Below are 19,627 nucleotides of genomic sequence, written 5' to 3' on the forward strand. Positions count from 1 at the left end.
ACCGCTCCAATAGTTAGTTAGTCTTCCGTTTCTTCCGAGTATTCGAGCTTGCCGCCGATATGCCGCTGTATGCGAACGAGCAGCTCCATCATCGCGTCGTATTCCGCTTCCGATATGCAGCGCTTCACTTCCGCCGTTACGGCGTCCTCGATCGGCGTCGTTTCGGCGATCACCTGTCTCCCGAGGTCCGTGCAGTACACGAGAAACGATCGCCGGTCCCGCTCGCCGGGCTTTTTGTAGATCAAGCCCTTCTTCTCCAGATGATCCAGAATGCGCGTCACGGTCGGCTTGTCCTTGCCCGTCCGATCGGCGATTTCCTTCTGAATCAAGCCCTGCGCGCAATCGATTTGGTTCAGCGCGGACCATTGCTCCACCGTGATTCCGTAGGCATGGAGACCTTGTTGAAACAAGGCTGTCAGCTTCCGGTGCGTGACGCCCATCAAAAAACCGATCGGCAAGGGACGATTGACGTTCTGTCCTATTGTAGACATCTGCGTTCATCCTTCATGAATATTAGTTGTTAAGACAACTATATGTGAAACAAACGATTCTGTCAATGGATTTGTCCATAGATTTGTCCATTTTGCCTTGCGCCGGATTTGATCGGAACGGCCGACGAACGATTTCGCCCATTCAAAGCAAAACGCCCGAAGGAAAAGCCGGCAGAGTCTCCGGCAGCCTTCGAGCGCTTCGAAAATATAGGTTTCATTTAGCACGATCAGCCGGCCAGCATTCGGAACCAGCCAAGCGAAACCGCACCAATCATGACGAGGTATACGTCGCGCCGCCCCGACGCGCCCGTCAGCCCGCACGAGACGCTTCGCCAGTCCTTCCCGCCGCCGGCCGGAAGCATGCACTTGCCGGCGAGCGGTCCGTCCGGCCCATCCAACCGGACTTCGACGATCGCATCCTCAGGGGCCGCCGCCCGTATCTCGATCGCGGAGACGCCCGCGCCGAGCTCAACGTCGCGGAACGCGAGCCAGCCCGTCCCGCCGCTTACGACGGCGGCGCTGCCGCCCTCGGCGCATTCGCCGAGATGAATGCCGCGGTACGCATCGTAGTTCGCGGCCCGGGTTACTTGCTTCAAATCGCGCGGCGGGATCGTCTCGCTTGCGACCGTCAGACGTCCTTCCAAGCGCAGATCGCCGGAGGAAGCGCCGATCAGGATCGTATACGCTCCGCTCTCGATGCAGAACCGCTCGCGCGTGACGTCCCAGATCGCCAGCGATTCAAGCGGCAGACGGAAAGTCACCTCCGCCGTCTCGCCCGGGGTCAGCGCGATTCGCCTAAAGTCCGCCAGTTGAAGTTTCGGTCGTTTGACGCGGGAAGCCCCAGCCCGTACATACAGCTGCACGACCTCTTCGCCCGCGCTGCCGCTCGCGTTCGTCACTCGGCAGGCAACTTCGATATCCGCGCTCGTTCCGGTCTCGACCCGGCTCGCGGACAGCCGCAGCGATTCATAACGGAACTCGCTGTACGAGAGACCGTGTCCGAACGGATAAAGCGGCTCGCCTTCGAAATACTGGTACGTGCGGCCGCCCTGGATGATGTCGTAATCCATGAGAGGCGGCAGCTGGTCGACGGATTCGTACCAGGTCATGTTTACCCGTCCCGCCGGATTGGCGTCGCCGAACAGCACGTCCGCCACGGCATGGCCGAGCTCCTGGCCCGCATGAGAAGTGTACAGAATCGCCGGTACCTTCTCCTGCAAAGCATTCAGGGCAAAGGGATAGCTGCCGACGACCGCCACGATCGTATTCGGATTCGCCGCAAGGACCGCAAGCGCGAGCTTCTCCTGCGACTCCGCCAGCGTAATGTCGGGCCGGTCCATCGTCTCCTTGCCGTTGATCAAGGGATGATTGCCGACGAACACGATCGCCGCGTCGGCGCCGCGCGCCGCTTCGACGGCCGCATCGATGCCGCTGGATACGCATTCGAGCTCGAACGTTTCGGCCTGCAGGCCGGTCTCCGAACCGCCGGCATCCGCCGCTCCGCCTACGTTGATGGCGTTGGCGGTCTCCGCCGCGCGACCGTCGCCGACGAGCAGCGCACCCGTCTCCTCGTCGATCGTCACGGGCATCCCGTTCCAGGTCGAGACGGTCGCGATCGCGCCATTATGCGCAGCCCGACGAATCTGGAACACTTCCTTCGTAAACCACTCCCAGATCCGGTCGGCAGACGCCTGCACGGTCTTGTCGTCCGTCGTCAGATACCGGCCGTTCCGCTCCGCGATCAGCGTATGGCTGCCCCAGCCCCAGTCCGTGACCTCGAATACGTCGCCTTCTTCCGCACGCGGCGCGTCCGCGGCGAGCATGGCTTTCTCGTCATCGCCGAACCGGACATACCGTCCCGTGCGCACCGACTTCAGCCGCACGCGATCGGTGCCGCCCGCGTGCGCAGTGACGGCTCCGGTCCCGGCGGCTGCCAACCGTTCGCGGATGCCGTCCAGCGGCGTAACCGCATAGGGCAGCGTACCGCTGTACCAATCGGCGTAGACGATATCGGCGAGCGGGCCGATGACGGCAACCTTGCTAAGCTTATCCGCATGCAGCGGCAGCGTCCGTCCTTCATTCTTCAGCAGCACGATGGCTTTCTGAGCAGCCTCACGCGCCAGCTCCGCATGCGCCGGACGCAGGATCGCCGACTCGTCGAGACCGGCATACGGATTTCGTTCCGCCGGATCGAATTCCCCGAGCCTGAACCGAACGCGGAACGTGTTCCGAAGCGCGGTATCCAGATCGTTTTCCGTAAGCAGACCGTCCGCGATCGCTTCGCGAATCGCTTCCGTGACCACGGCTGCTTCGTCCGTGATGCTGTCGATGCCGCCATCCCGCACCGAGCGGGCCACCGCTTCCTTCAGCGTCTCCACGTAATGATGATCCCGCACGGTCCCCGTCACGTCGAACGCGTCGCTGACGACGAAACCGTTCATCCCCCACTCGCGCTTGACGATGTCGACCACGTCCCGGCTCAGATTCGCCGGCACGCCGTTGATGGCGTTGTAAGCCGTCATCATCGACTGGGCTCCGCCTTCCTTGAAGGGGATCTCGAACGCCTTCAAATAATACTCGCGCAGATTGCGCGGATCGAGGCTGACGGATGCATCGCCTCTCCCCGCCTCGTTATTGTTGCCGATAAAATGCTTCAGCGTGGCAACGGCCTTCAAGTAAAACGGATGGTCGCCCTGGATGCCTTTCGCGAGCGCCGCGGCCAGTTTGCCGGCCAACACCGGATCCTCGCCGTACGCTTCCTCCGTCCGGCCCCATCGCGGGTCGCGCTCCATGTCGACCGTAGGCGCCCATAACGTCAGGCCGTTATGCGACGGATTCTTCCTATAGAAACCGCGTGCCTCGTCGCCGATCGCGCTCCCGATTCGCTCGAGCAATTCCTTGTCCCATGTGCAGGCCAGGCCGATCGGCTGCGGATAGCTCGTCGCCTCCCCCAGCCAAGCCATGCCGTGAGCCGCTTCCGTGCCGTGCTTGTACGCCTGCACGCCAAGCCGTTCTACCGCGATCTGGTACTGCGGCATGAGTCCGATCTTCTCCTCCGTCGTCAGCCGGGCGATCAGATCGTTCACGCGGTCCTCGAGCGGCAGGTCGGGATTCCAATACGGGAAGCTCTTGTCGGTTGTCATCGTATCACGCTCCTCGCACCAATCATACAGAAAATTACGTCTGCCATCATCCGAGATCTACTCGGAGACCCGATACTCGAACCAGTCGAAATGCGCGGGCGAGGCGGAGCGCGCGCCGTTGCCCGTCGCGTACATGGCGATGAATACGCCCGTAAACCCGCCTGCCACTTCCGTGGCAAGCAGCCCGCATTCCCCGAGACCCATCCGGGCAGGCTCTTCCCCGCCGCCGGAATAACCGAACTCGTAGTGTTTTTTGTCCGCTCGAACGGTCAGCACGACCGAATCCGCCGACCATGGCACTTCGTTCTCGACCTTCCACAGCGTCCCCAGCCTTCTGCGGAAGATAAGCTTGCGCTCGCCCGCGATCCGCGTTACCGCAAGCTCGTAATGAAATCGTTCATTCATATATACGGTAATGCCCGCTTCTTCGCCGTCGCGCTGCGGCGCGAACGCCAGGTGCGCATCCGCGCGGCATGCGAAATGCTGCTGCCTTCTGCCGACGAAGGCCACTGCGCCGACTTCGTTCAGCGTGACTGGAGATCCGTGCAGCGTTAAGCTGCCGCTCTGCGCCGAGAGCGACCAATTCTCCGGGTCCGGCGAACGCAGGAAGTTCCAGCATGGCGCAAGCGCGGCACCGTCGAAATCGTCTCTCGCCGCGGGAACGCGAACCGGCTGCAGCGGAAGACCGCCCGTCGGCATGGTTTCGGAGACGGTGCCGTTGTCCCCGATGATCGGCCAGCCGTCTTCCGTCCATGCGACCGGCGCCAGGAACGTTTCGCGGCCGAGATTATGCTGCATGGGATAGCCGATCGGCCGCACGCCAAGGAATAGCGCCCACCAGCTGCCGTCCTGCGTCTGAATCAAGTCGGCATGTCCCGTCGCATGAATCGGTTTGAGCAGGCTGCGATGGGATAGGATCGGATTATAGGGACAGCTCTCGTACGGACCGTCCGGTCTCCTGCTTCGCGCAATCGTGACCATGTGGCCGTACTCCGTGCCCCCCTCGGACATCAGGAGATAATACCAGTCGCCGACCCGATAGATATGCGGCGCTTCGGGATATTGGCCGCCCGTCCCGTTCCAGACGCAGGCAACATCCGACAGCCGCTCCCCGGTTCTCGGGTCGATACGGCTTTGGTAAGCGCCTTGCCCGTTTGCGTCATGGGAAGTCGTGTAGTAGACCGTGCCGTCCTCGTCGAAGAACATATCCGGGTCGATTCCCTGTTGATCCACGTAGATAGGATCGGACCATGAGCCGCGCGGATCGTCGGCGTATACATAGAAATTGCCGCCCTTCGAAACGTTCGTCGTGGTCATGTAGAATACCCCGTCGCGATAACGGATCGTCGGCGCGTAGATCCCGCCCGAGCTCCAAGCCTTGCGCAGATCCAATTGCTCCGGCCGCGTCAGGACATGGCCGATCTGCTCCCAGTTCACTAAGTCCTTGCTGTGAAACAACGGGACCCCCGGAAAATATTCGAACGAGCTGGTTACCAAATAATAGTCCTCGCCGACTCTGCAGACGCTGGGGTCCGGATGAAAGCCGCTGATGACGGGGTTGCGATAATTCATGCGTGGGCTCTCCTTATCTTGCGTTTATTTAGGGTCCGATGGCGTACCGGGCCTGCTACTCGTTCCAAAGCTTGACGCGATCCTGGACGTATTTCGTAAAGCCTTTTTCCATTTTCTCGACGCCGGCATCGATCAGCTCCTGCTGATAAGCGTCCCAGATCTTGTCGAAGTCCTCCGGCTTCGCCATAATGGCTTGCGGGATTTTCTTCCACGTGATGTCCTGCATCTTGCTCGCCAAAATCGTCACGTCGTCGTCGCCGGGAACCGCGATATTCCATGCTGCTCCCCATGCTTTGACCGGGAAATCCTTCTCGTTCGGGAACAAGTCCATCCAGGTCGTCGCGCCGTAGGCTTTCAGCGTTTCTTTGTCGGCCGCCGTGTAGGCGTCGGCAATCTGTTCGGGGAAATTCTTCGTGTAATAGTTGCCCGTCGAATCTTTCACGCCGTCGCCGTAATGCGCGCCCAGATTGGTATAGAAGCCGATGCCGGTTTCCTTGCTGAACGCCGTGTTGTCGTTCGTGATCCGCTGCTGAACGTCCTGCGGCACGACGCGCTTGCCGTCCTGCATGGTATATTCCTTGCCCTCGATGCCCCAGTTGTTGAGAAGCTGCCCCTGCTCGGAGGCCAGGAAGTCCAGGAATTTGATGGCGCGGACCGGGTCCTTGCAATCCGTGGAGATGCCCACGCCCCAACCGGCCATGAAGCCCGTCGATTGAAAACGGTTGTCCTTGTCGCCGTCGTTCAGCATGACCGAATAATGCCCGTAGGTTTGGTCGAGCTTGCCCGCGGTCTTCAGCGCTTTCTCGCCGTCCGCGTAATCCCAATCCACGTCGATCAGTCCGACCACCCGCCCCGATGCGATCTTGGACAAATATTGATCGTATTTCTGCACGAAGCTTTCCTTATCGAGCAGACCGACGTTGTACATATGGTTCAGCCACTGGAAATACTCCTTCTCCCCTTCGGTGCGGTAGTGATACGTCGCTTCGTTCGTTTCCGGATCGATATAATATTCGCCGTCGCCCGATTTGCCGGTCGTTTCGGCGGCCGGGTTCGTCACGGAGATGGACATCCGCCAATCGTCCGCGCTGAGGGCGAGGCCGATGTTCTTGTTGCCGTCTTTATCGGTCGGATGCTTGTCGATGTAGGATTGAATGACGTTCTCGTAATCCTGCAGCGTCTTGACCTGCGGGTAGCCCGCTTCCTTCACCGCGGCGTGCTGCAGCTCGAATCCGCTTCCCGCGACGAAATTGACCCCGTCCACGGCCGAGTAGGTCGGGATGACGTAGATCGATTCGTCGTCGTTGCTGTAGCGCAGGCGTTTTATTTGATCGCCGAAGAGCTTTTTGAGGTTGGGCGCGTATTTGTCGATCAGATCGGTCAGATCGAGCATGGCTCCCGCGTCGACCAGCTTGTTCAGGTCTCCCTTGGGGCTGATCAGATCCGGGTAATCGCCGCTGGTCGCGATCAGCGCCACCTTCTGCGACGGATCGCCCACCGCGAATTCGGCATCGAGCGTTACGCCCGTCTCCTTCGTGATCGCTTGGCTGACCTCGTCCTGCATGTTCTGCCAGTTCGGGTTCGGATCGCTGCTGAAGAACGAGAAGGTAATCGGAGACGTGTCGGCTGCTCCGTCGGCGCCGGCCGCGGCGTTCCCGCCAGCCGCGCTTTCATTTCCCGCGCCGTCGTTTCCGCCGCATCCCGCCAGCAGGCCGAGCGAGAGCGTCACTGCCATGCTTAATCCTGCCATGCGTTTCAAGTTGTTTCCCATTGTAATACCCCCTGTTTAAGTTTCTGGATAGGCGTGACTATCCGATCGGGCAGCCTTGTCGATAACGACGGCTGCGTCCGGCTAGCTTTTCACCGCGCCAAGCGTCATGCCGGTGACGAAATACCGCTGCACGAACGGATAGACGACCAGTATCGGTACCGTCACGATGATCGTGATGGCCATCTTGACGGATTCGGGCGAGATCCGGTTCATGACCTGGTTCATGTTCATGCCGTTCACGTTGCCGTTGCTGCCGACCTGCGTGCTCTGCAGCACCTTCATCAGCTCGTATTGCAGCGTGGTCAGGTTCTCCTTCGAGCCGTTGTACAAGTACGTGTCGAACCAGGAATTCCATTGGCCGACCGCCAGGAACAGCGCGATCGTGGCGAGCGCCGGCGTCATCAGCGGCAGGATGACGCGCCAATAAATCGTGAAATCGTTGGCCCCGTCGATCTTCGCCGATTCCTGCAGCGCATAGGGAAGCCCGTCGATGAACGAACGGATGACGAATACGTTGAATGCGCTAACAAGTCCCGGCAGCACATAGACCGCGAACGTGCCCAGCAGATGCATGTCCCGCATCAGGATATAGAACGGAATGAGTCCTCCCGAGACGTACATCGTCAGCGCAAGGAAGACCGAGATGAATTTGCGGCCCTGAAAATCCACGCGGCTGAGCACGTAGGCCAGCATGGACGAACTGACGAGTCCCAGCAGCGTTCCGACCAACGTCCGCAGCACCGATATTTTGAAGCCGGTCAGAAGCCCGTCGAACGAGAAGATCAGCGAATAGTTCTCCAGCGTGAAATGACGGGGAATAAGCGTGATGCCTCCCCTCACCGTGTCGGTCGAATCGTTCAGCGAAATGGCCAGCACGTTCAGGAACGGGTAGAGCGTGCAAACGGCAACCGACAAGACGACCAGATAGACGACGACATCGAAGACGCGATCCGGCAGCGATGCCTGCATGCGTGTATGTTTTTCCAAACCGAACCCTCCTTACATGATGCTCTCTTTGGTGACCCGTTTGAAGATGCCGTTGGCGGCGAAGAGCAGAATCAAGCTGACGACCGAGTTGAAGATATTGATCGCGGTACCGAACGAATACCGTCCCATGCCGAGGCCGTAATTAAGCGCATACAGATCCAGCACCTCCGACTTGTCCTTCACGAGGTTGTTCCCGAGGAGGAACTGCTTCTCGAATCCGATGCTGATCAGGTGACCGACGGACATAATCAGCAAAATGATGATCGTGGAACGAATCCCCGGCAGCGTGATATGCCAAATCTGCCTTAAACGGCTTGCGCCGTCCACCCGCGCCGCTTCGTACAGCTCGGGACCGATGCCGGCGATCGCCGCCAGGTAGATGATCGCGTTCCAGCCGGTTTCCTTCCACATGTCCGCGCCGGTGACGAGCGACCAGAACAGATTCTCCTTCGCCATGAACTGGATGGGCTCATGGATGACGTGCAAGCCGACCAGAAGCTGGTTAACGATGCCGTTGTCCGTTGAAAGCATCTTCGTCACGATGCCTGCCACGACGACCCAAGACACGAAGTGCGGCAGATAAGAGACGGTTTGCACGAACCGTTTCAGGAAAGAAAGCCTTACTTCATTCAAGAGAACGGCGAAGACGATCGGGATCGTAAAGCCCCCGACCAGCCCCATGAAGCTCATCGCAAGCGTATTGCGCAGCGCGTTGAAGAACTGGTCGTCCTGAAACAGCGTGCGAAAATTATCGAATCCCACCCATTGCTGATCGAAAAACGAGCGGCCGACCCGAAACTTCTGGAACGCCATGGTCCAACCCCACAGCGGCAAATAACTGAATACGAACACCCAAACGACGAAAGGGACGGACATGAAATAAAGGTATTTCTGTTGAACCAGGCGATGCCAAAACCCGCGCGTTGTCGTCTTCGAAGGCCTGTCGCGTTCTAACGGGATAACAGACAAATCCGTACCACTCCTCTGCATGTTCACTTCCATCTAGCATTATAGTCCAAGCCATTCGCCCGATCCTTGATTTTAGGGTCTTAAAATAGCATGATAAGGACAAGCGCCTATCGCAAGCAGCTGTGAAAGAGGGGGAGTCCGAATGCGAAGCGTCCATTTGAATTGGTTTACGACGGACGAGCAGTTCCAGTTCTACATTCAGTACGGCGGACATGACGAAGACATGTACCTGCATCAACATGCCGATTTCTCCGAGCTCGTCATCGTATTGCACGGCAACGCCACGCATCTCGTGAATACGGAAGAATCGTTCATCAAGAAAGGCGATGTCTTCGTCATCGACGGCCTGGCCTCCCATGCGTACAAGAATCCGCATGATTTTCGGATCTGCAACATCATGTACCGCCCGGAACTATTAACGTCGGCGGGTCCCGACCTGAGAACGTCCAACGGTTACCAGGCGCTCTTCGTGCTGGAGCCGTTTTACCGCAATATTCAGCATTTCACCAGCAAACTGAGCTTGCCGTTATCGAATCTGGAATACGTGTCGTCCCTCGTCGCCGTCATGATCGAGGAATTCGAGAACAAGCTGCAGGGCTATCAGACGATGCTGCGCGCCAGGTTCATGGAGCTCGTCGTCTATTTGTCGCGGCAGTACGAGAATCAGGAGCGCGAGGGGATTCAAAGCAATCTGATGCATTTGGCCAATGCCATTTCCTTTATAGAAGACCATTATCTGGATCAGCTCTCCCGCGAGCAAATCGCGGCCGAATCCAACATTTCGGTCCGGCACTTGAACCGGATTTTCCAGTTCTATTACCAAACGACGCCCTTCGCTTACTTGCACCGGCTTCGTCTGGAACACGCATGCGCATTGCTTAAGAAGACCAACCTCCCCATATCGGAAATCTCCTATAACAGCGGCTTCAACGACAGCAACTATTTTACTCGCCAGTTTACCAAAGCCTACGGCATGTCTCCGAAGGCATACCGAAAAAATCAATAGGCAAGCTTAGGACATAAAAAAGATGATTCCCGCGGAATGCAGGAACCATCTCGTATCGGAAGCTCGCGTGGAAGAAGGAGCAAACGGAGCCGGCCCCCAAGTCGCGGAGACTTGGGGGCCGGCTTTATCGATCTCTGGATGACGGTTAGATCAATGCCCGTTATAGAGACGGTCCATCAGCACGGCGGTCTGCGCCCGCGTGACTTCGCCTCCGGGCAGCAGGTTCTTGCCGTCGCCTTGCAGAATGCCGCCTTTCACGAGCGCCGCCATGTTCTCGACCGCATAAGGGGCGATCTTCGAAGCGTCGGCGAACGCATGGAGATCGGCGGCCGATCCGGCGGCCGCCGGCTTGCCTGCCGCTTTCAAGCCTCTGACGACGAGCGCGGCCATTTCCTGGCGCGTAATCGGCGCATTCGGCTTGAAGGCGTTGTTGCCGATGCCGTTCGTAATGCCCAGCTTGCGCGCCGCGCCGATCGAATCGTAGTAAGCCGATGTCGAAGGCACGTCGCCGAAATTCGATTCGAAGCGCGCGGACAAGCCGAGCGCCTTGACCAAGGCATCTACGAATTCCGCTCTGGAGATGCTTGCGCCGGGTTTGAACAGGGTATCGCCAGCACCCGTCAGGACGCCTTTCGCCGTCATCGTCTCGATCGCCTGCTTCGCCCACTTCAAGGCGGCGATGTCGGTGAAGTTCGTCGCGACGTAAGCAACGGCATACCGGCTGAAGTGCGTGGCCGTGAAAACCATGGACTTCGAAGCTTCGTCGTATCGGCCGTTCGGCACCGGTACCGCATGGCCGGATTCGTCGATATACAAGATCGCGAGGCGATCCGGGTTCGCTTGTTCGTCCGCGGTTGGCGCGTACGGGATCGACACCGTCACCGGCGCGTCCGCGTTGTTCCAATGCACGACCTTGCCGTCTACCTTGACGGTCACTTCGACCGCCTGCTTCGCGTTGTCGCCAAGCCCGGTCAACTCCGCTGCGCCTATCGTCCATTCGACGGTCGTCGCGCCTTCGATGTCCTTCGCGTCGAACAGATGGAGCGGAAGCGTCAGATCGCCCGCGGCGGTATGGATGACGATTCGGCGATCGGCGTAATCCGCCGCAAACAACGATGCCGGCAGCTGCAGCGCGTAAGCCTTCGCGCCGTTCACCGCTTGGAGCTCGACGGTCGCGGACCGCGCGTCTCCCGACTTCTCGATGGCCTTCGCGAATTCGTCGGCCGTAATCGCCCCCGTCGCTTGGCCGTCCGCCAGCTTCGGCGTCACGCCGATGACGGCGTCTTTGACCGTGTTCGGGCTGCCCGGATCGGCGATGATCGGACCTCCGCCGCCCGTGCTTGCATCCACGCTCAGCAGGTACGGTTTCTCCTGCTCGAGGGTGAAGTTCCCCGTGTCCACCGTGCCGCCGTTGATCAGCTCGCTTGCCGTGCCGGCAGGCCGGCCGTTCACCTCGATGCTGACCGTCTTGGACGCGACGGACGTATCGTAATTCGCGATATCGATCAGCAGCTTGCCGTTATAGGCGGCGCTCTGCCATTCGACGCCGTCGACGATGGCGCCCGTGGCTTTGTCCTTCAGCACGACGCTCGTCAAGCCGAGACCGGAGAGCCGCGCTCTGACGGACTGCAGGATCGCCCCGGAATCCGCGAGCACCTCCGACCCGGCGAATACCGCGTCGCGGTCGTCCGCGTTCAGCGGCCGGTTGTTCTCGTCCTTGCTCAGCGAATCGCTGCCGACGATGACGACTTTACCCCCGCCCTCGATGAAGGCTTTGATTGCCTCCAGCGTAGACGCGCCGACGTTGGTCGCTTGCGGCACGATCAGCAGCTTATACGCGCTCAAGCCGCCGTCCTTCACCTGCTGCTCCGATACGAAGCCGGCTTTCTGGCCGCTCAGCGTCAGCGCGGTGTGGGCTTTGTCGATCGCGTCCTGGTAGCTGCCGGAATAGACCAGGGACGGCAAGGAATACAGGATCGCCGCCTGCGGCTTCACGTTCTGCAGGGCCGTCACTTCATAGGCCAGACGGTTGAGATCGAGATTCAATTTGCCGATCGTTTTCACGACGTCCGGGCGCTCCAGCACGCTGCCGTAGAAATCGCTGTTCGGATCGTAGGATCTTTCCCATACCCAGATCGCCGATGCCGATTTGCCGTGTACCGCCGATTGGAACAAGGAGGTTTCCACGTGTTTGGCCTGCTCGGGCGAGTACACGGTATCCCTGTCGCCGATCACGTGGGTCTCCGAGTTGAAGATCGGCGCCAGCCGCATCGAATTTTGCAAATCGTAGAACTGGTTTTCCTTCGTATATCCCGTAATGCCGCTGCCCAGGTAATTCCAATTGTCGTCGCCGTTCAGGTCGCCGAACTTGCTGAAATCTTCCGGGTCGACCCCGAAGGACACCGCGTCGTCCAGCTTTGCCATGATTTTGGTGCTGGTATGCAATTTCGGTGCAAGCTCTTGAATGATGCCGGCCATCCATGCATGCCAGTCGGAGAAATACTTGTTGTTGAATACGGTCCAATCGTAGAATTGCACCGTCGCCGTCTTGCTTGCCGGCATCGCGACGTCGTCAAACGAGTCGTACGTCGTGCCGTATAGCGTATTCAAACTAGCGATATCGCCGTATTTATCGGTCAAGAATTGATGCCATGGCGCTACGGCGTAGGAATCGGTGCGTGAATCGTACGTCGGCTCGTTGCTGATGACGATGCTTTGCAGCGATTTATAATCCTGGACCATCGGAATGATCGTATCCAGGAATGCTTCGACGATATCCCTCGCTCTTGGATCGTTGACGTTATAGTGCAGGAAGCCGCCGTTGCCGTTCTTGAGATCCGTCCACTTCTCAAGCGCCCAACCCGGGAAATAATGCGGCGACAGCAGCAGGCTCACGGCCACGTTATGGTCTTCCGCCGATTGCAGGACCGGAAGGACGCTGGATTCGATAGCAGCGGTAGAAATGCTGAACTCCTTGCCGCTTCCCGCTACCGGCGCCATAACGGTGCTGTCCGGGCCGATCTCCATCTGGATAATATTCGCGCCGAGATCATTGAATTGCGGGATGTCCTTCTGCGCTTGGCTAAAATGCCCATAGCCCGTGAAGAATATCGGACGCTTCGTCGCCGGATCCGACGCCGATGTTTTCGTATCGCCGATGAACGACCCGCCTTCGATCGTCGGTTGTCCGGACACGTATTTCGGCACGACCAGGGCTGTTTTCGAACCGTCCAGGTAAGCCTTCAAATTCGTTTCCGCTTCTAGGTACAGCGATTCCAACTCGTTCTCCACGTAATCCGCGCGGCTGAGCAGCGAATGGCTGATGTCGTCCTTGCCGTATTGGATGAAGTTCTTGATGACCGTCAGATTCACCGTTTCGTAATCCGTGGCAATATGCTGCGCTTTCGCTTGGGCAAACAAGTCCTCGAGCGCCGGAAGCTTCGCGTTCAGCTCATCCAGTGCGGCCGTTAATTTGTCGGCATCTCTCAGTATCGAGACTTGGATGCTTGTTTCCTTCGTTACGTCGCCTTTGCTGACCGTTGCCGCGACCGCTTGCTCGCCGGGAGCATCGAAGGTGACGGGGATGGTCTTCTTCACGACTTTGCCAGCCGGTACGGCGACTACCGTATCCACATCCCCAGCCGGTACTTTCACTGCGAAATTCGCGGCTTCCGTACCGAAGTTAGGCAATGTCAATACATAATCGTACGGGGTGTTCGAGATCCCGTCTTGCGGGCCATGCAGCGCAGGCGACCACGTCGTGTCCGCGTCCAGCAGCGCCAGCGAGCCCATGCTCGTGGCATCCTTCGGCGTAACGCCGATGCCCGGCGTCCATTCGATGTAGCCGTCCCGGCCCCCGCCGTCGTTATCGTTGATCAGGAGCGTGAACGGAACGTTGCCCGTTGGAGCCGGGGACAACGCAGCCAGCCATGGCATCGTGATATCATAAGTCGTTTCTTTCGTATTCTCATCGCGCGATGCTTTCAGTTTGACGGAATCGACATCGAGCTTGGCGCTGCCGCTGCTCCATCTGAACTTGCTGAGCGCGCCTCCGTTATACGAGAATCCGTATTCCGGACCGTAGGCATAGCCGTCTTGGGAGAAAGCCATCTGAATCCCGTCGCCCAGCCAAATATCGCCGCCCGATTTGTCGGATTGAACATTGTCCTTGACCTTCACATGCAGATACAGATTCGCATCGTCATGGGCAAGCGAGACGTCTGCGGACAGGTCCTCATCGCCGGTCCATCCGGACATTTTCACCTGCTTGCTCGCATTGGACGGCAGCTTGAAGGTTGTTTGGCCGCTCCAATCGCTGACGAAGCCATCCTGGCCGATGCTTGCCGGCTTGTTGATCCCCGCAACCATGCGGTCCAGCGTATCCGCAACGTTTCCGTTCAAATTGAACAGCTCTTCGCCCGGCGTGCCCGTTCCGATGGTGTATTGATACGTGGAAATCGCGCTCTTCGAGCCGCCGATCTCCGCATAAGCTTTGATCACCGTGGTGTCTTGAACGATAACCGGCGTCGTATAAGTCTTCTTCGTTCCCGAGGTTCTCGGATCCGAGCCGTCCAGCGTATAGTAGATTTGCGCGCCGGCGGCCGGCGTGGACAACGTTACCGGCGTTCCGGGAGTCACCGCCGAAGATTCAGGCGAAGCCGATACGCCTTGCATTTCGTGGGTAAGTACGCGCAAATTGTCGAACTTGTACTGCAAAGAGGTTCTGTTTTGAATCGAGCCGTCTTTGTTGTATACATAAAATACAATATACGTGATGGATGAACGATCCCCCGGAACCTTGGAAAGGTCCAGCGAGTACGTTTTCCAGTTGTCCGATCCCGTCGTGACGGTCCACGGGCTTTGCGAATCTTGCAGCGTTTGGGTCGGGATGGCATCCTCGTAGATCGCGGCATCCGCCCCGTTCACGAGCTTGAAGCGGATCGCTTCCATATCGCCCGTCGTTTGGGTGCCATTCGCGTCTCCCATAGGCTTAAGATCGAAATTCAGCGTGGAAGCGTTCGAGAGATCCAGCGGATTCGCCGTCATATCCCAATGGATTTCTTTCCATACGGGAATGCCTTTCGGATCAGCGATCGGAACCGTCATGCTTAGCGATTGCGAGCCCTCGGTCTTGTCGGACAGGTCGGCGGCAGCGGCGACGTCGCTGGTAGGCGCCCAGTCGCTTGCCTTATCGAATCCGTTGACGAGCTTCTCGACCAATGGCGGCATCGGCTCAACCGCGCGCAAATTGTCGAATTTGTATTCAAGCGACGTCCGGTGGTTCATATTGCCATCGTTATTGAACGCATAAAATACGATGTAGGTGATCGCAGCGCGTTTGGCTGCCGGAATACTGCCTAAATCCAGCTCGAACGTATTCCACTCGCCGGAGGTTTGCGCCGGAATGTTATCCTCGTAAACCGCTTGTTGCTGCGAGGCATCCACGAGCTTGAAGTGAATCGGCTCCGCTCCTGTCGATTGCGATCCAACGGGCTTCATATCCAATTTCAAACTGGTCGCCGCCGATAGATCCAGCGGGCTGGCCGAGGTATCCCAGGAAAGCTCTCTCCAGGCATTATCCCCTTGCGGGACGGGATACGTGACATCCAGCGATTGCAAGCCTTGCGTTTTGTCGGCCGTATCGCCGGTTTTGACGATGCCGCCGTCGTTCGCTGCCCAGTCGCTTGCATTCTCGAAGCCGTCGATCGCGACTTCCTGCGTCTCGGAAGGAACCGTATCCGCGAAAACGCGGCTGGCCGGCAGTACGCCGAGTCCGCTTGCGCCGAGCAGCAAACTGGCTGCGAGGGCGATGGAACTTGCTTTTTTCAACATGAGGCAACCTCCGTTATAATAGATGGATCGCTTTCTTAAGGGGCTGGATACCCTTTGGAAGCGTCGTCGAGCACCAATACCCAGTCATCCGTTCTGCCGGAAGAAGGCGGCGCGAACCGTTCTTCCCCCGAATTGATTACCGTGCCGGCAGCAAACGTTTCTCCTGTCCGCGGGTTGAACCAGCGGACGGCCAGCTCGCTGCCCGACAAACCGCCAAGCCGGCATACGACCGGCAGTCCGTTCGGGCTGTAGATGAAGGCGTAATCCTTGCCGCGGCAGGCTTGCAGTCGGCAAGCGCCGGGATAGTTGGAGACGAGCAGGCTCTGATCCGGCACGCGATCGAGCATCGGCCGCGAAGCCGCGAGCCGTTTGACATGGGCCATCTGATTCGCCCCCGGCCGCGAAAGCGCTTCCGACCAAAGCATGATGAACGTATCCGTCGTCTCCTTAGTCATGGACCAGACGCAATGATGGCCGTAGGTATGGCCGAAGGCGCCGGCGAACAAGGCGAAGTAAGCGGCCTGCCGGACATCCTTCGCATCGAAGAAGCCGTTCTCGATCCGGAAGCCGACCGGATGGTCCTCGTAACAGGGCTCTGCGTCCACAACCGGTTTTGCCGGACTCAACCCGTAATCCTTCGTGATCAGTGCTTCGTTCGGATAGTTCAATTCGTAATGGCTGGATTGGATCATGTTGAAGTCGAGCCAATCCTCTTCATGCATGTACAAGGACGAGCTTTGCTTGCCGTTCGGGTGAAAGGTCATCAGCTGCTTGCCGCGGGCAGCTTCGCGAATGGCTTCCGCCATCGCTTGGATGACGGTGAAATGCCGCCGGTTCGTCAGCTCCCGGTCGCCGCCCAGCACCCAGACGATATTGGATCTTGCCCCGTATCGGCGCCCGATCCAATCGCCGAACGCCGCTGCGTTATCCGGACGGAATATTTCCGGACCTTTGCCCCAGGCCTGATTGATCTTGTCGCCCCAAGCCGGCAGCAGCGCAACGTACAACCCGTATTCCGCCGCTTTGTCGACGATATAATCGACATGCTCCCAATAGCCGTAATCGCCTTCCGCGGCCAAATCCGGCTGCAAGGGATCGTATTCGCCGTCGCCGTTCTTGCGAAGCGGGTGCCGGTTATAGGCATTGCCGGCGCCGGCGCCGTCCAATTCCGCCAGCACGACGGCCAAGATAACGGTGAAGCCCTGCTCCGCCCGACTGCGGAGATAGAGGTCCGCTTCCGCCCGGTCCAGCTTTCGGAACAGCTGCCAGGCCGTATCGGCCAGCCAGAAGAACGGCGTTCCGTCCGCTTGGATCAAGTGGCGTCCGTTATCGCTGATGCGCAGCGGCGGCATCCTGTTTCTGTTGATCTCCGCCAATTAAACTCCCCACCTTTCGCACTTCGTTGTACGGCTGAACCGCCCAATCGCAACGCTTCCCAGAATATTTTGAAGCGCTTTCATAAACGTTCGATTATGAAATGTCTCCTCCCGAAAGCGGGGGCGGTCGAGCCGCGCTGCCATTACGCTGCGGACTCGGGCGCGTTGAAACCTGCTTCGATGAGGTCACCCCCTTTTCTTCTTCGCTTAGCCTTTAATGCCCGTAAAATTAATGCCTTTCTCGATCGCGCCCTGCGTGCCCATGAAGACGAGCAGCAGCGGGATCATGGAGACGACGCCGCTTGCGCTGATCCAGTTCGCACGCGGATTCGCGCCGCCCTGCAAATCGTTCATCGCAACCGTGAAGGTCCAGTTATGCGGCGATTTCGTGACAACGTACGGCCATAAGAAATCATTCCAAACCGGTATGAACGTCATGACCGCCACGATCGTAAAGACCGGTATAGACATTGGAATAACGATGCGTATGAACGTCCTGAATTCTGTAGCGCCATCTACACGCGCCGCTTGCAGCAATTCCTTCGGGAGCTGGTCGAAGAAGCCTTTGAACAAGAAGATCACGAAGCCCCAAGCAAAATGCGGCAGGATAATCGCCCATATGTTGTCCACGAGGTTCAGCTTCTGCATAAGCAAGTACTGCGGAATCAGCACGGATACGCCCGGAATCATGATCGTCATCAGAAAGTACATCAGTACGATGAACTTGGTCTTCTTATTGCGCACAAGCTGCGAGAGCGCATAGCTCGCCATCGCCCCGAAGACCAGCTGCCAGACAATGACCACGGCGCAGACAAGCAAGCTGTTCAGAAAATAATGATAGAACCCCAAGCTGACTTTGGCTTCCGAGGCAAGAATATTCAGACTGCGGTAACTGTCGAATAAGCGGACCCAGTTGCGGGACTGCTCCAAGGACGTTAGTTTGCCGTCGAGCAGCTTGCGGTCGCTGAAGAAGGATTGAAGATTCTTGCTAAGCGGTTTATCCGACAGCGTCCCATCCCCGGTTTTCGCTTGCTTGCCTTGACCGTACCAATTAAAGTCCGACAGTCCGCTTTCCTTGATTCTCGGCAGCTTGGCTTTCATGACGGTGTCGTTGAATACCTGCGTCGGCACGATAAACGGCTGCCCGACGGAGAAGCTCGCGGACGTCGTCTTCGAACTGTACAGCTCATGCCCGTCCTTCACGCCCTTGATTTTGATTTCCCCGATATTTTCTCGGATATTGGCCATCCACGGGAACCAGGTTGCTTTCATGGCATCCTTCAGATAGAAATCCTCGTTCTGATCCGGCTGGCCCGAATAATCGAGCGTAATCGAGATCGATTTGGGAACGTCGGGAATGAACTTCGGCGTCGTCGCGTCAATGGAATCGTTGTCCATCAAGGACGTAAGCAGCATCCAAACGAGCGGCAGGATGCCGAGGATAATGAACACGATCGTCACGATATACGAGGTGACCGCGAGCTTGCGTTCGCCTTTCTCTTTGATGCGGCTGTTCATGTCGCTTAGTCATCCTCCTTCTGCAATCGGAATTGAATGATCGTCAGTACGGCGATGACGATGAACATGAAGAACGAGAGCGCTGCCGATATCCCGAATCTGGACTGCACGAAAGCCGTTCGCTGAATCATGAGCGCGACGACGAGCGAAGCGTCGGCCGGCCCCCCTTGCGTCATCACGAAGATATTATCGAACGACAGCAGGACGCCTGACATGAAGCCGACGAATTGAATCAGGATGACGAACGTGATGTTCGGCAAAATAATGATGCCCATCCGGCGCCAAGGCCCGCAGCCGTCGATCTTCGCCGCTTCGAATAATTCGGCGGAAATCGATTTGATTGCCGCGTAGTAAAGCAGCACGCTGATACCGCCTCCGGTAAAAAATCCAGGAAGCACGATCGCGAGCTTGGTCATGTGCAGATCGTTCAGCCAACCGTACGGTCCAAGCCCGATCTTGGCCAGCAAATAGTTGAACAGCCCGCGGTCGGGATTGTACATCCATTTCCATAGCAGGACGCCGGCCACGACCGGAAGTACGCCCGGGATTTGGTACAGTACGCGGTAGAATGCATTCCAGCGCTTGACCTGGCTAAGGAACAGCGCCTGTGCGATCGGTACCCAGAATACGATCAAGACGGACAGGACGAAGAAAATCAATGTATTTTTCATGGCCACCCAGAACGTCGCGGATTTCAGAAATTCAAAATAGTTGCCGAGTCCGACGAAGTTTCCTGGCGGGTTGACGATATCGTAGTTGAACAGACTGATATAGATCGCATCGAAAATCAGATAATATTTGAAAACGAAAAAAACGATAAGGGACGGCAGCAAGAAAAGGATCGGCGTCCAACGAATTTTAAACGTCGCGCGCGTACGCGTTTGCGTCTGCTTGCGTATCACAGTATCTTGTTTCAGCTCCAATTGATTGCCCATGTCCGCACCACCACCTTATGAAAACCA

11 protein-coding genes are annotated in these 19,627 nt (G+C 57.9%); 1 reads left to right on the forward strand and 10 read right to left on the reverse strand.

Going from position 1 to position 19,627, the window contains the following annotated elements:
• Nucleotides 1–17 precede the first annotated feature (17 nt).
• From AC50YL_RS21615 to AC50YL_RS21640, 6 genes are all read right to left on the reverse strand, one after another.
• Nucleotides 18–491, reverse strand: coding sequence for a MarR family winged helix-turn-helix transcriptional regulator (locus AC50YL_RS21615; protein ID WP_494834656.1), 474 nt, complete (start codon nucleotides 489–491; stop codon nucleotides 18–20).
• Between the two features lie 227 nt (nucleotides 492–718).
• Complete coding sequence (locus tag AC50YL_RS21620; RefSeq protein WP_494834658.1) at nucleotides 719–3,634, reverse strand: glycoside hydrolase family 3 protein; 2,916 nt, start codon at nucleotides 3,632–3,634, stop codon at nucleotides 719–721.
• Between the two features lie 57 nt (nucleotides 3,635–3,691).
• Nucleotides 3,692–5,206, reverse strand: coding sequence for a glycoside hydrolase family 43 protein (locus AC50YL_RS21625; RefSeq protein ID WP_494834660.1), 1,515 nt, complete (start codon nucleotides 5,204–5,206; stop codon nucleotides 3,692–3,694).
• A gap of 55 nt (nucleotides 5,207–5,261) precedes the next feature.
• Nucleotides 5,262–6,977, reverse strand: coding sequence for an ABC transporter substrate-binding protein (locus AC50YL_RS21630; protein ID WP_494834662.1), 1,716 nt, complete (start codon nucleotides 6,975–6,977; stop codon nucleotides 5,262–5,264).
• Between the two features lie 81 nt (nucleotides 6,978–7,058).
• A complete protein-coding gene (locus tag AC50YL_RS21635; protein ID WP_494835263.1) occupies nucleotides 7,059–7,946 on the reverse strand; it encodes a carbohydrate ABC transporter permease in 888 nt (295 codons plus the stop codon).
• A gap of 30 nt (nucleotides 7,947–7,976) precedes the next feature.
• Nucleotides 7,977–8,840: an ABC transporter permease gene (locus tag AC50YL_RS21640; RefSeq protein WP_494834664.1), complete on the reverse strand. Its 864-nt coding sequence runs from the start codon at nucleotides 8,838–8,840 to the stop codon at nucleotides 7,977–7,979.
• Between the two features lie 235 nt (nucleotides 8,841–9,075).
• Between AC50YL_RS21640 and AC50YL_RS21645 the strand changes: the two genes are divergently transcribed.
• Nucleotides 9,076–9,939 carry a helix-turn-helix domain-containing protein gene (locus AC50YL_RS21645; protein WP_494834666.1) on the forward strand — a complete coding sequence of 288 codons (864 nt, stop codon included), beginning with the start codon at nucleotides 9,076–9,078 and terminating at the stop codon, nucleotides 9,937–9,939.
• Between the two features lie 150 nt (nucleotides 9,940–10,089).
• On the opposite strand, the gene AC50YL_RS21650 is transcribed toward AC50YL_RS21645, so the two are convergent.
• The 4 genes from AC50YL_RS21650 to AC50YL_RS21665 form a co-directional block, all read right to left on the reverse strand.
• A complete protein-coding gene (locus tag AC50YL_RS21650; protein ID WP_494834668.1) occupies nucleotides 10,090–15,771 on the reverse strand; it encodes an S-layer homology domain-containing protein in 5,682 nt (1,893 codons plus the stop codon).
• A 35-nt stretch (nucleotides 15,772–15,806) separates the two neighbouring features.
• A complete protein-coding gene (locus tag AC50YL_RS21655) occupies nucleotides 15,807–17,147 on the reverse strand; it encodes a glycoside hydrolase family 140 protein (RefSeq protein ID WP_494834669.1) in 1,341 nt (446 codons plus the stop codon).
• Nucleotides 17,148–17,354: 207 nt separating this feature from the next.
• The gene (locus AC50YL_RS21660; RefSeq protein WP_494834670.1) at nucleotides 17,355–18,665 is read right to left on the reverse strand and encodes a carbohydrate ABC transporter permease; all 1,311 of its coding nucleotides are present in this window, start codon (nucleotides 18,663–18,665) and stop codon (nucleotides 17,355–17,357) included.
• A gap of 5 nt (nucleotides 18,666–18,670) precedes the next feature.
• Entirely contained in the window at nucleotides 18,671–19,600 is a 930-nt protein-coding gene (locus AC50YL_RS21665) for a carbohydrate ABC transporter permease (protein ID WP_494834672.1), read from the reverse strand.
• Nucleotides 19,601–19,627: the final 27 nt, after the last annotated feature.

This window comes from Paenibacillus sp. J22P277 (assembly GCF_059383675.1).

What these genes read in the sequence shown, in the direction of transcription:
- AC50YL_RS21660 (WP_494834670.1), bottom strand. Translation starts at nt 18,665, where the DNA reads ATGAACAGCCGCATCAAAGAGAAAGGCGAACGCAAGCTCGCGGTCACC.
- AC50YL_RS21620 (WP_494834658.1), bottom strand. Translation starts at nt 3,634, where the DNA reads ATGACAACCGACAAGAGCTTCCCGTATTGGAATCCCGACCTGCCGCTC.
- AC50YL_RS21665 (WP_494834672.1), bottom strand. Translation starts at nt 19,600, where the DNA reads ATGGGCAATCAATTGGAGCTGAAACAAGATACTGTGATACGCAAGCAG.
- AC50YL_RS21650 (WP_494834668.1), bottom strand. Translation starts at nt 15,771, where the DNA reads ATGTTGAAAAAAGCAAGTTCCATCGCCCTCGCAGCCAGTTTGCTGCTC.
- AC50YL_RS21640 (WP_494834664.1), bottom strand. Translation starts at nt 8,840, where the DNA reads ATGTCCGTCCCTTTCGTCGTTTGGGTGTTCGTATTCAGTTATTTGCCG.
- AC50YL_RS21625 (WP_494834660.1), bottom strand. Translation starts at nt 5,206, where the DNA reads ATGAATTATCGCAACCCCGTCATCAGCGGCTTTCATCCGGACCCCAGC.
- AC50YL_RS21615 (WP_494834656.1), bottom strand. Translation starts at nt 491, where the DNA reads ATGTCTACAATAGGACAGAACGTCAATCGTCCCTTGCCGATCGGTTTT.
- AC50YL_RS21630 (WP_494834662.1), bottom strand. Translation starts at nt 6,977, where the DNA reads ATGGGAAACAACTTGAAACGCATGGCAGGATTAAGCATGGCAGTGACG.
- AC50YL_RS21645 (WP_494834666.1), top strand. Translation starts at nt 9,076, where the DNA reads ATGCGAAGCGTCCATTTGAATTGGTTTACGACGGACGAGCAGTTCCAG.
- AC50YL_RS21635 (WP_494835263.1), bottom strand. Translation starts at nt 7,946, where the DNA reads ATGCAGGCATCGCTGCCGGATCGCGTCTTCGATGTCGTCGTCTATCTG.